Origin of the sequence: Legionella cardiaca (genome assembly GCF_029026145.1) — a bacterium.
Classification (GTDB): domain Bacteria; phylum Pseudomonadota; class Gammaproteobacteria; order Legionellales; family Legionellaceae; genus Tatlockia; species Tatlockia cardiaca.
In genome coordinates, this window is the sequence record NZ_CP119078.1 from 1025883 (window position 1) to 1038614 (window position 12732).

A 12732-nucleotide genomic window follows, 5' to 3' on the forward strand; every position below is an offset into this window, starting at 1 on the left:
AAAAAAGGAAAATACCGTGCGTACATTACTTTTGTCTTTACTAATAGGACTTCTTTCGTTTGGATTGATTGTTAACGAAGCTGCAGCAAAGCGTTTTGGCGGTGGCCGAAGTTTTGGAGTTCAGCGTTCCTATAGCAGTCTTTATTCTGCAAAACCTAAACAAAATACGATAGGACAACGAGCAAATACCAATCGCTGGGGCGGTGTTTTAGGAGGGCTGTTAGCGGGCAGTCTTTTAGCTAGCCTTTTCATGGGAAATGGTATCGGTAGTGGTTTATTATCATGGTTAATTGTGGGTGCGGTATTGTTCTTTGCTGTTAACTTTTTCCGTCGTCGAATGCAACCAGGATTCCAATCGCCCAATGCATCGCGACAAGCATTTAATTGGCAACCTAACAACTACGCAAACAATAATTATCAGAATGCAGGCGGTTCTTCATTTTATCCCGCTGGTTTTGTTGAGGAGGAATTCCTACGTGATGCCAAAATAAAGTTTATTCGCTTGCAAGCAGCCTATGATCAAAAAAATCTGCAGGATTTACAGGAGTTTACCGCACCGGAAGTTTTTGCCGAAATTAAAATGCAGCTGGATGAACGCGGTAATGAGCCTAATAAAACTGAAGTAATTAATCTTAATGCTCAATTACTTGATGTTTCAGAGCAATCTGATTCAACCATTGCCAGTGTGCATTTTACCGGAACTATTAAGGAAAATAATGACCCAATCAGCCAATTGGATGAAATTTGGCATTTCCGTAAATTCCACAGAACAAATTATTGGGTTGTTGGTGGATTACAGCAAGACGTTACCCAACCTTCCTAATCAAAATTTCGCGGCATAAAGCCGCGAATTCATTCAAGTTCATTAATGAGAACTTTATGATGGAAAAATTATTTTCTTATGGAACGCTGCAATTAGAGCAGGTCCAAATGGCAACGTTTGCTCGTCTATTGCAAGGTCAAAGCGATCAGTTAATCGGATACAGGTTAGACGATTTGGTGATCACTGACCCTTATGTGATTGAAGTTAGTGGCAAAGCAATTCATCAAATTCTCGTTCCCACCGGTAATGAGAATGATCGCGTAGAGGGTACGGTTTTCTATTTAAATCATGATGAATTATTACTGGCAGATAGTTATGAAGTCGAAGACTACAAACGAATTAGTGTGCGACTTGCTTCTGGAATAGATGCATGGGTTTACGCACATCGCTCAGTAATCGATGTATCGCAAGCAATTGAGATTTAATCCTGTTTCTGGCTCAACAATAACGAAGGAACCCATTTTTGGGCAAACGCTGCGCAGGATAGATCCCCGCCTGCGCGGGGAATGATTCAAATAGGTATGTTTTGCCCTGTCAATACTGATTAGGGTTACAGAGGACTTCAAGAAAAACATCTTTAGCTAAAGATGTTCCCAGGTCTATGGTGATAATGGTTTGTAAGTTTGCTTACTGGGATGGTTCTATCTTTCTAAAAGGCAAATAGCGTGGTTCCCAAAACATATCTTTTATAATTTTTTCTAAATCCGCATCTTGATTAATTTGTGCGAGGTTTTCATTAATTGCTGTTTGTGCTACAGCAATGGCAATATGCTTTGCAACAGCCTGAGCATCGTCGAGGGAAGGGAGTAGCGGTAAAAAGCTATCTTTTTTACTTGGCGAATATTCACTTAAAGCTTCAGCTGCAGCCCAAATCATTCCTTTTGATAATCTTGAGGCTTGTACTGCCAAAATTCCCAATCCAATGCCTGGGAATACCAAGGCATTATTGCACTGAGCAATCTGTAATAATCGATTTTGATACTCAACAGCAGGGAAAGCTGTTCCTGTTGCTATTAGTGCTTTTCCCTGGCTCCAGGTCATAATGTCAGCAGGTTGTGCCTCACATTTCTCATCAGGGTTTGAAAGTGGAAAAATAATTGGTCGTTCACAAGCTGCACTCATTGTTTCAACAATATCTTGAGAAAATGCACCGGATTGAGCGGAGCAGCCAATCAAAATGGTTGGTTTAATTTGACGTACTGTGTCTGTTAATGAAGGGAATTGCCTGCTATGAATTGTCCAGCCCTCCATTTCTGCTTGCTTGCGAGCATAAGGTTTTTGCGCTTCAGTTAATTCTAAATCAGAATCAACTAGCAGACCTTGGCGATCAATCAGCCAAAAACGCTCATATGCCTCTTTTTTACTCAAACCACGACGAATCATTGCATCAACAATTTGGTCGCTAATTCCAGTACCAGCCGAACCAGCCCCAAAAACGAGGATTCGGTGATCCTCAAGACTTACACCTGTTACATCACAAGCTGCTAGAAGTGCTGATAAAGTAACAGCACCTGTTCCTTGAATATCATCGTTGAAGGTGCACATCTTGTCTTGAAATTTATCTAAAATACGCCGGGCATTATTGCGGCCAAAATCTTCCCAATGTAAGAATGCATTGGGGAAGTGTTTGTGAATTGCATTGACGAAAGTAAGAATGAAATCATCGTATTCTTCGGTATTGATCCGAGGATGTTGACAACCCAAATACAGTGGATCATTAAGTAAATCGCTATTGTTAGTACCTACATCAAGAAATACAGGTAAAGTTCGCGTGGGATCTATACCACCACAAAGCGAATAAACCATCAGTTTTGCAACGGGAATGTCCATGCCGCCGATGCCTTGATCGCCAATGCCCAAAACACCTTCCCCATCAGTAACAACGATTAAATCAATTTCAGGATTAGAGCGGTTATTAATAATCTCTTCAATTTGATTTTTATCTGAATGAGCAATATACAAGCCGCGAGGCTGGCGGTATTCATGGCTATAACGTTTTACTGCAGTTCCAACAATGGGGGTGTAAATAGTCGGAAGCATTTCACCTAAGTGTTTACTGATTAATTTATAAAAAAGAATCTGGTTTTTATCATGAAGATTATTCAGATAAATATTTTGTTGCAGTCGATTGCTGTAGCTTGAGTATTGTAGATAGGCTCGTTTAACCTGCTCATCTAACGTTTCAACTCGGTGAGGCAATTTCCCAAGGAGCCCAAAAGCACGACGTTCTTCCTGGGTAAATCCTGTGCTTTTATTAAGTTGCGGAATGGTTAGTAAGGGTTTGCCGCAAAGTGAGGTTTCTATAATAAGTTCCCCAGTTTGCTCATCGCGAATTACTTTAAAATCTAGCATGGTTCTTTCTTACAAAATGCGGTGTGCTAACAATATCGAATCAGTCTCATTTATTCAATCTGAGTTTGCTCAAAACCACAATAGAGTGTTACTACTTTAAGCGTAAAATCGAATGGAATGCGGTTTGAACAATTAAAATACATTAAATAGGAAAAAAGAATCCACCCTATTGGGATGACATTGTTTAAATTCTGGAATTACATATTCCTTACTGATGTTAGAAATGGTTAAAAAACATAAGTTTTTATAACCAACATAGCGTTAGTTACTGACAAGTGTTAACATCGGAGGCTTTATTGAAAGAGCGAGATTGCTAATGGGGAAATATTTACTCCTGATTTTTGCATCCATGACATTGACTGCCTGCACTGTGCAGGATGAAAATTATTACCGTAGAAACCCTAAAGCCCTACAGCAAGCAGTAAAAAACTGCCCCAACCAAAAACCATCACGATTAAGCTGCGAACAATTAGCTATTGTGGCTGAAAGTGTCAATGAGCTAGCATATCAATTGCAAATGAGCCCACAAGCCTTTGGTAAAGAAATATTGCAACTGCAGGAAACTTTAGCAAAACAGCAAGTTGAGTTAGAAAATAACCCGAATCAACCTGAGCTTAAAAGTTTAATTGAAAAAACTAAACAAAATTTGGCTGAACGTTTAGCAATTGTAAAGTGGCTAGAGTCACCTGAGAGTTAAGTAATGAGAATTTTAGTAAGCAATGATGATGGGGTAAATGCCCCTGGGATACGTGCTTTAGCCAATGAAATGTCCCATATTACTGAAACGATAGTGGTTGCTCCTGATAGAAACCGTAGTGGGGCAAGTAATTCTTTAACCTTAACAAGGCCTTTACGAGTTAGACAATTGGATAATGGCTATTACAGTGTTGAAGGAACACCAACGGATTGTGTTCATTTAGCGCTTACAGGATTTTTAAAGCCAACCGTTGATATCGTTGTTTCAGGGATTAATGAAGGAGCTAACCTTGGCGATGATATTCTGTATTCAGGCACAGTGGCCGCTGCAGTAGAGGGCCGTTATCTTGGTTTGCCGGCCATTGCTTTTTCGATGGTAGGGGATAACATCCAGTATTATGATACTGCCGCTGCTATTGCACGGCATTTAGTGAAGAAATTAACAGCAAATATATTGCCGTCCCAGACTATTCTCAATGTTAATATTCCTGATTTACCTCTCGATAAAATTAAAGGGATAGAAGTGACTCGCTTGGGAACTAGACATGGGGCTGAGCCAATCATAAAGGAGTATGATCCAAGAGGTCGACCCATTTTTTGGATAGGGCCTCCTGGGTTGGAGGCAGATGCGGGTCCAGGAACAGATTTTTACGCAATCAGTCAAGGTTATGTGTCCATTACACCTTTACAGCTTGATCTAACTCATTATAAGGTTTTTGATCAATTATCAGCTTGGGTGGAAAAAATTGATTTGGCATCTGAGACTCCCCTGGAATCGTAGAATGTCACGAAAATTTGTATGCATGAGCCTGGAGTTCGTAGGTATAAAATTAGCAATTTTGAGAGCATCACTATGTACAAGCTATGCGTATTAGTCTTTCTTTTTTTGCTGAGCGGATGTGAATCCAGAACGACACTTGCACCAGTTGTCGAATTAAATTGGCGTTCTCCAAGCAATCATCAAAATGTGCATATAGTTCGTCGTGGGGATACTCTCTATTCTATAGCATTTCGTTATGATAAGGATTATCGAGAATTAGCAGCCTTTAACCATTTACCAAGTCCTTATGCTTTAAAAGTTGGACAAGTGCTAAGAATAGGCGCAGCCTCAGCACCGAAAAGGCATTTTTCACGATGGGTAGCACCTCAAAAACAACGCTATGTTGCAAAAAGAACTACAATTAAAAGAGAACCCTCAAAAAATGTCCTAAGGGCGACCTGGACTCCCGCAAACTCCAATCAGCACTGGGTTTGGCCGGTAAACGGGCGTGTGGCCACCGGATTCATCCCTCAGCAAGGCAAAAAAGGCATAGATATTGCTGGTAAAAAAGGGGAAAAGATTCGTGCGGCTTCCAGTGGAGTAGTAGCTTATTCGGGGAGCGGCCTATCTGGATATGGTAATTTGATTATTATTAAGCATAACAATCAGTTCCTTACGGCATATGGTAATAATCTGCATAATTTGGTTAAGGAAGGACAAAGTGTTAAAGCAGGACAAATTATTGCCGAAATGGGAGTTATTGATAGACGATTTTGGGGTGTTCATTTTGAAATCAGAAGGGCCGGTAAGCCGGTTAACCCTCTGAGTTATTTAGGAAGAGGTTGACAACCTAACTGATGTTGCAGGTAGGTCATTAATAAGGGTGTTTTTTCTTTAATGGATATAAACACATAGGTGATATGATGCAACCAGATGATGAATCAGTAAAAGCAGATGAAATCCCAGAAGAGGAGTGGGAGGAGTCTCCAGAAAATGAGACTTTGCTGAGCGAAGACGATATTGACACTGTAGAAGATGCTGGAACTGAGCCTGATTTTAGTGATGAGGAGGCATTTCCAAGTTTTCAGCGTGGCAGACAAGCTGCAAAAATAATGGATGCTACGCAAATCTATCTAAGTGAAATTGGATTTTCGCCGTTACTTTCAGCTGAAGAGGAAGTGCACTATGCAAGGCGGGCACTTAAAGGTGATGCCGCTTCGCGTAAAAAAATGATCGAATCCAATTTACGGTTGGTCGTTAAAATTGCACGGCGTTATCTCAATCGCGGATTGCCATTACTTGATCTTATCGAAGAAGGAAATCTCGGGCTGATGAAATCAGTTGAGAAATTTGACCCAGATAGAGGATTTCGTTTTTCGACTTATGCCACGTGGTGGATTAGGCAAACGATAGAGCGCGCCATCATGAATCAGACAAGAACGATTCGTCTTCCTATTCATGTAGTTAAAGAGCTTAATGTGTATCTAAGAGCGGCTCGTCAACTTACGCAAAAACTTGATCATGAACCATCAGCAGAAGAGATTGCTGATATGGTGGACAAACCTCTTGAGGATGTTGAAAAATTGCTTGGTTTGAATGATAAAGTTGCTTCCGTAGATACACCCATTGGTTATGATGAAAATAAATCTTTGTTAGATACAATTGCTGATGAAAACAGCATGAATCCTGCTGAATTGTTGACGGATGAAAATTTACGTACGCATATTGAATCATTGTTAGATAAATTAACAGAGAACCAACAACAAGTTATTGCTAGACGTTTTGGGCTGCGTGGATTTGAAAAAGCTACCCTCGAAGATGTTGGTAAAGAAATTAATCTTACTCGAGAGCGAGTTAGACAAATTCAGGTTGAGGCGCTCAAAACATTAAGAGGTCTTCTTGAGAGAGTTGGTTTGACGCAGGAAGATTTATTTTAGTTTGTGCCTAAAAACATGAACCAGGTATTACCTGCTTCATGTTTTTATTTTATTAAAATACAATGCATTATCTCATCAGGCTTTCACAATCTCGTCATCCTGAGGAATTTATGACGAAGATCTCCTGAATGAAGAGCATTCCCTTTAGGTAAGATGCCTGTGTTACATTCTGGAGATCCTTCACTCTGGATGACGAGGTTGTGAACGGTTACGTTATACCTGGCATTCAAAAGAAACTATTTTTCTTGAATTTTTTGAAACTCTGGCATACTTACCCTAAGACCTACCATAAACAGATTAGCTTCGGGTTTATAACGTCCACTTAATGATGCTCCAGACAGTGGTTCAACATTGGTCCAGGTTGCATCATCATATTGCGTAAATTGATAGGTAAAAAGAATTTCGGTGTTTGGAGTAAGTTGGTTGGCAACACCCGCTTTAAGTCCCCAACCAGTTAACCATTCCCGAAAATTGCCAGTCACCCCGGCATTCCCAGCTGTATTTTCTGAACTAATTTTAAATCTACTGCGAGAGACTCCTGGTCCAACAAAAAAGCGAACATTTTCATGGTAATGGTACTCGGGTAAAGCAAACAGACTAAAACCATAGTCTAATTTCTCTTCTGTTTGTACAGAATCCAAAAAGAACCAATTGTGAATAGTATGTTCTGCTTTTCCAGTAAATAAATCGGCATTACCTTCGAGATTGAGGCCAAATTTATCAGTAAATAAAAAATCATAGCCTGCAGCTAATTGCCCATGAAAATTAGTATATCCACTATGGAAGTTTTCAGAAGTAAGAAAAGGGTCGCCAAGGGGATAAGCCAAATCTTTCTCTATATTTACTGCATTAACCCCAAGATTAATAGCACCATACCAGTTTGCATTGGCAGTTAAGGGAAGCAAGCCCAGGCCAATTATTAGCATAGAATATTTATTCATGTTTAACCTCATTTATAAAATGCTTGGAATAGTGATCACATTGGATGTTTCATTTGCACCGCCACCTTGTCTCATGACAGTGATAGAAACATCAATGGCACGAGGGGAGGTAATGTTTCTTACAATAAAGCGATGATTGGCTTCATCCAGATCCAAGCTCGCATTGGGTAAACCATTAAGAATATAGCGAGTAACAAATCGCTTATCCAAACCCGAGTAAATAATAAATGCTTCTCTACGATTCATGGGATTACGATCAGCTTGAGTTAAAGATAACAATGCACTAATTGCAAAATTTTGTTTGGAGATGGTAAAGAAAGTGCCTCTTGATGATCTCACCATAATACGTGCCGAAGACGTAGTGACGTTTGGAACAGTGATTGTTGCAGCCCCTACATTGGGTGCGTTTTGTAATAGGACATAGGGATAAGTTATACCACCATCAGTTGATAAAAGAATATCAACCGTCTGAGCACTCACTGGAGCTAGATTAGTGTTGGCTACGTCCCAAATTACTGATTTTGTCGTACCGGCTCCCCAACTTATTCCACTTGTTGTGGGATAAGTTAATAAGAAAGGGCCTGCGGTATTTGTTGTAGTCACTGTAACGTCTGTGAAAGCATTACAGGAGCCTCCAGGTGTATTCGCACGTACGGAAACTCTAAATTTTAAAATCCTTGATACGGAGGGTAATACTTCCCAAGTAAATGGACCATTGCTGGCCAGTGCCGTTAAATTGGGTAAAAAACGTGTAGGTAACGAGGTTGGGCTAAAGCTTCTAAAGTTAGGCCCGCCTGTTGCTGAGCTCACTGGTGGTTGAATAGAAACCTCATTATTTTGTTGTTCCCAGGTATAAGTTAATACTCTGCCTGTTGGGCTTATTGCTGAAGCTGTCAAACTAAAAGGGGTACTTACTGGAATATAGGTAAAACCATTGGTTCCAGTAATAACTGGTGCTGATGGAATGGGGGTTTTGACGGCGCAGGTATGTGCCGGATTATTAATAAAATTTCCCATTTCCTGTAAACTTATTCCATTGAAATAAGCGTCAGAATGAGCTTGCACATTAGGCGCACAAATTCCTGCATATCCCATAATAGTACTGCCGCTTCCTGGCTCAACTGCTGTAGCATTATTTCGGTTGCAATTGTTATTCTGGACATGATTCGCACCAAATTGATGGCCTATTTCATGAGCTACATAATCCACATCGAAGGGATCGCCTACAGGGCGGGGTTGCCCTGTGGCCCCTTTTGCCTTTTCTGCCGCATCACAAACACTACCCAGACTGGCTAGTCCGCTACCGGCTGAATCAACCACATGCCCGATATCATAATTAGCTGAACCGATTACTGCGTCAACATTCGTTTGATTTTCTTCTATAAGTGCATCAGGGTCGCCGTGTGTATAGGGCTGAGTATTGGGGTCTGTGTAAATAATCATTGCGTTATTAGCAATAAGTTGCAGGGTTATAGCAATATCTCGTTCGTAGATACCATTAACACGATTCACTGTAGTCACTTGAGCTGCCAGTGCTAAAGGAACTGTTCCACCATGGAATGCAGTGTATTCGGCTGTAGCTGCCATAGCCAAACGGTATTTTCTTAATTCGCAGGAAGAAAAATTAACAAAGTGTTTGAATTGGCTGAAATCCTTTAATGGTTGACTTTGACCCGAAACACCGCATTTTATTCTTTTGGATGTAGTAAAGTCTTTTTGGTAATACACCATATAATATTGCGTGTTACCCCTTTCTAAGGGATCGATAAAAATAGTGTGTTTACCGGGAACCATGATCATCGCATGAAATCCATGTGGCGTGATGTCGAGTTTTACAAATTCATTTGATTTGCCCACACCATAAGCATCATAGGTTTTAATTTCTGGAAATTTAGCAGCTAACTGCGATTCCATTGTATTGTTTTCTAGCACTTTATATTGATGCATAGTGCCGTCAGGATGAGGTAATTCAAGGAGCAGCGGCGATACTCCTGGATTTAAATTGTCTCGATGAGGAGCATGCTCGAGTTCAGTGTAGAGTTGGTTGATATCAATTGCCACAACACGATAATGCTTTGCATGAATATAACGTTCGCCACCCGTTAACGACATTGATGAGGGAGCGACATCTTTCACTACGCGAATTACAGGTTGTGCCACTAAAAAAGAAGAAAATAGCAGCAGAAACGCTGCAATAAACATCCGTGTCATCGTTCTCATTTCCAATAAGTAAAATTTTTGCGAAATCACTATATCAAGTTAAGTTCATATTCTCAAATGAAAATTTTTAGAGATTTATCGCTGACTATTAGGCCATTTAAGTACAGTAGCCCTTTATGAAATTTATAAAAATAAACCTTACTGGTTAAGTTTTATCTCAGCAACAGGTTGAGTTGATTGTTCCTCAGTGGTAGTTTTCCAAAAAGGAGTTACTACGATTTTAATCTTTTCTTTATATTCCAGTTTATAATCAGTCATACTTTTGCCGGTTTCTTTCTTGAATTGTTCTTTGAAATCGGCAGTTGCAGACATTTGTTGCGCTATTTCATTAATATAAGTAAAGTGCTCAAGAACCATCTTTTCATTGGCGCCAAAATTTTTCGTTCTAATTAAATCTTCAATCTTTTGTCTCGCCATGTTAATAAGTTCTTCATCTTCAAAGGGTAATTGTTTAGCTAACTCTTTAAATTTATCTTTAAAGTCACTGCCATACAGCTGCTCTATTCCCTCTGCTTTTGCCTTTACAGATACGGCTCCAATTTTCATCATGTCATCGATAATGTCTGGTATGGAGGCTTTGGCATCCTGAATAAATTTTTCTACATAAGGTGCTAATAAATTTTCAGAAATACTGAGAGCTGATGCTAAATGTTCAAGCATGACCGTTAGTGACAAATGATAGCTTTCTATAGTTAGTTCACGCATAGCCGGTGGACTGGTTTCTTGGGAGCGTTTTTTGACATGGATCATGGCTGACTCAACCATTGCTGAATTAACAGGATCCAGTAGCGCAGTATGGATTGCACTTTCATTGATTACTGCAGTAATTTGTTTGTCTTTTAAAAGAGATGCTACAAGTGTTAAGCGCAATTCTTCCCATTTACCAAAAGTACTTACTTTAAACTTTCCCATACCATTCTCCATAATGCTTAACAAAATAAAAATCGCCAATAGATTTATCCTTATTTATGTATGCAAGCAAGTTATTTCGGAGAAAATTAAAAAAGGATTTATAAAAATATCAATCAAGTTAATCTTCGCTGTAGAGAAGTAAGAGCTTGTTATAATGGGTAAAATTTTACATGAAACCTGGAGAGTCGCTTTATTAGAGAGCACAATTAGGTCAAATTATTCTCCACTATGGTCTTTTGGTTAAAAACATTAAACTGGAAGATACTACTTGTTGTTCTATAATGGAGCAGTTATGTAATTAGTTTCACGAGATTATTATGCGTAATTAGGTAATTGTTGACATTGATGACTGTTCAAGAACCCATCAGCTTAAGATTGGTATGCCTGAAACTGATAAAATTCATCGTAGTGATGTCGCAATTATTTTAGGCTCTAAAGTTAATCCTGATGGCACGCTCTCGCAACGGTTAGCTGCCAGACTTAATAAGGGAATTCAGCTATATCAGCAAGAATTACGATGTAATATATCACCTCTTTATACGGCACATGCCAACTATTTTGAGTGGCGCGATATTTATTCTATTGTACGTGAAATCGCTGGACTATATTATTATTGGATTAAATATCCTGCTTGCGTTTAAAATTAAACCATCTCTTGAGTAATCAACTGTGCAAAATAATTAAAATTTTGATATTTCTGGTAATACACTTCAAGTTCCTTCATGCACGTTGAATTGATTATACATTTTGTCTCAGGAATAAAATCAATTAGAGTATTAATGATCACGTGTTCGGGCGCATTTTTATCGATTAATTGTTTTACTTGGCTATCAATTAATCGAATTATTTCTTTATCATTTTCTGAAAGCATTACAGACATAAAACCCTTTAGTTGCCAGCTTGTATTTAACTATTTTATATTGATGAATCACCTTTATTGCAATACTTTTGAGGCTCAATTTTTTCTTGAATAAGCTTATCAATATAAAGCGTGTTTTCTTTTATATTGGCTAAATTTTCAGGGCTAAAAGAGCATTGTTCTGGAGGAGATTGGAAATGATGTCGATCCAATAAGCCTTCAAACTCCTGTAAACTGTGAGGCTTGAATAAACCTAGATTATTTCGTTTTATTGCACAAATATCTCGAATGAGTGCGAGAACGATAGTCTCATTTGCTTCATTAAGCTCATGGTTAGAGAGCCAATGAGAAATGGCTGTTAATTTTCGGACTTTATTTTCTGTGTTAAGTTGAAACCAACTAGCGCGGCCATGTTTTTTTTGCTCGATGTTTTTGATTAATTGTTCAACGATCATTTGCACTAAGGGCGCTTTATTAAGAGATAATGCTGTCTCTGAGGCAAATAAGTTTTCATGGGGTATGGGAGGAGTGGATTGTTTTACTTCTAACACCTCATCAGTCATTTGAACTTTAGTAAATTCCTTGGCTTTTGAGATATTGTTATAGGTTTTTTTGCAATAAGGGTAACCTTGCTGTTCAATAATTTTTAGAACACGCGAACAGTATTCATCAAGTTTAAATAAATTACTTTTTATTGGCTCTTCGGTTGAGGTGGTCAAGTGCTGCGCTGCGTATTGAAAAAGGGTTAAACTTGACGCCAGTTTTAATGCATCTGTAGCCTTTTTATCATCAAGATAGGATCCCATTAATACGTTAACGTGGATCCCTTGTTCCAATTTTTCGGCAATCAGTTTTACCATCTTAAGATAACGCGAAAAAAGTACCTCATCTTGCAAATAAGCACAGGCTTCAGTGAGATCAGTAATGCCATAGGTTGCTGAATTCGGGCTTTTACCTAATATTTTTAGCTGTGGAAGGATATACCAAATCCAATGACCGATTTTTCTTCCAGATTTGATTTCAGCATAGGCATCATCATACTGTTTTTCTTGTGCGTCGTGGAAACGTTTTAATCCTGAAGGATCTTTCTTCTTTGGGGGCATAACGTTAAGTTTTAAAAATTACAGAGTTCTAACCTGAGCTTAGCATAGCATTGTTAATGCAATATTATGTCGTTAGGATAATTGTCCGACCGTCAACAAGTTTGTACTTTCACAGTTTTGCCAAATAGC

General features: G+C 39.0%; 13 protein-coding genes. 7 read left to right on the top strand and 6 right to left on the bottom strand.

Features of this window, described 5'->3' with window-relative positions; translation table 11 throughout:
* Positions 1–16 precede the first annotated feature (16 nt).
* Complete coding sequence (locus PXX05_RS04485; RefSeq protein ID WP_275089866.1) at positions 17–823, top strand: Tim44 domain-containing protein; 807 nt, start codon at positions 17–19, stop codon at positions 821–823.
* Between the two features lie 56 nt (positions 824–879).
* Positions 880–1248, top strand: a complete 369-nt coding sequence (locus tag PXX05_RS04490) for a gamma-glutamylcyclotransferase family protein (RefSeq protein ID WP_275089867.1) — start codon at positions 880–882, stop codon at positions 1246–1248.
* A gap of 202 nt (positions 1249–1450) precedes the next feature.
* Here PXX05_RS04490 and PXX05_RS04495 read toward each other — a convergent pair whose 3' ends face one another.
* Complete coding sequence (locus PXX05_RS04495) at positions 1451–3175, bottom strand: NAD-dependent malic enzyme (RefSeq protein WP_275089868.1); 1725 nt, start codon at positions 3173–3175, stop codon at positions 1451–1453.
* Between the two features lie 316 nt (positions 3176–3491).
* On the opposite strand from PXX05_RS04495, the gene PXX05_RS04500 reads away from it, so the two are divergent.
* The 4 genes from PXX05_RS04500 (at position 3492) to rpoS (ending at position 6568) form a co-directional block, all read left to right on the top strand.
* On the top strand, positions 3492–3872 hold the full coding sequence (locus tag PXX05_RS04500; protein WP_275089869.1) for a hypothetical protein: 381 nt from the start codon (positions 3492–3494) through the stop codon (positions 3870–3872).
* Positions 3873–3875: 3 nt separating this feature from the next.
* On the top strand, positions 3876–4652 hold the full coding sequence (surE, locus tag PXX05_RS04505; RefSeq protein WP_275089870.1) for a 5'/3'-nucleotidase SurE: 777 nt from the start codon (positions 3876–3878) through the stop codon (positions 4650–4652).
* Between the two features lie 72 nt (positions 4653–4724).
* The gene (locus PXX05_RS04510; RefSeq protein ID WP_275089871.1) at positions 4725–5477 is read left to right on the top strand and encodes a peptidoglycan DD-metalloendopeptidase family protein; all 753 of its coding nucleotides are present in this window, start codon (positions 4725–4727) and stop codon (positions 5475–5477) included.
* 77 nt (positions 5478–5554) lie between these two features.
* Positions 5555–6568 carry an RNA polymerase sigma factor RpoS gene (gene rpoS / locus PXX05_RS04515; RefSeq protein ID WP_275090460.1) on the top strand — a complete coding sequence of 338 codons (1014 nt, stop codon included), beginning with the start codon at positions 5555–5557 and terminating at the stop codon, positions 6566–6568.
* 236 nt (positions 6569–6804) lie between these two features.
* Here the strand turns inward: rpoS and PXX05_RS04520 are convergent, their stop codons facing one another.
* From PXX05_RS04520 to PXX05_RS04530, 3 genes are all read right to left on the bottom strand, one after another.
* A complete protein-coding gene (locus tag PXX05_RS04520) occupies positions 6805–7509 on the bottom strand; it encodes an outer membrane protein (protein ID WP_275089872.1) in 705 nt (234 codons plus the stop codon).
* 12 nt (positions 7510–7521) lie between these two features.
* Complete coding sequence (locus PXX05_RS04525; RefSeq protein ID WP_275089873.1) at positions 7522–9720, bottom strand: reprolysin-like metallopeptidase; 2199 nt, start codon at positions 9718–9720, stop codon at positions 7522–7524.
* A gap of 147 nt (positions 9721–9867) precedes the next feature.
* Complete coding sequence (locus PXX05_RS04530) at positions 9868–10641, bottom strand: hypothetical protein (RefSeq protein ID WP_275089874.1); 774 nt, start codon at positions 10639–10641, stop codon at positions 9868–9870.
* Positions 10642–11021: 380 nt separating this feature from the next.
* Between PXX05_RS04530 and PXX05_RS04535 the strand changes: the two genes are divergently transcribed.
* Positions 11022–11282, top strand: a complete 261-nt coding sequence (locus PXX05_RS04535) for a hypothetical protein (RefSeq protein WP_275089875.1) — start codon at positions 11022–11024, stop codon at positions 11280–11282.
* 2 nt (positions 11283–11284) lie between these two features.
* On the opposite strand, the gene PXX05_RS04540 is transcribed toward PXX05_RS04535, so the two are convergent.
* The gene (locus PXX05_RS04540) at positions 11285–11521 is read right to left on the bottom strand and encodes a hypothetical protein (protein WP_275089876.1); all 237 of its coding nucleotides are present in this window, start codon (positions 11519–11521) and stop codon (positions 11285–11287) included.
* A gap of 35 nt (positions 11522–11556) precedes the next feature.
* Positions 11557–12603 carry a DUF1810 family protein gene (locus PXX05_RS04545; RefSeq protein ID WP_275089877.1) on the bottom strand — a complete coding sequence of 349 codons (1047 nt, stop codon included), beginning with the start codon at positions 12601–12603 and terminating at the stop codon, positions 11557–11559.
* Between the last annotated feature and the right edge of the window lie 129 nt (positions 12604–12732).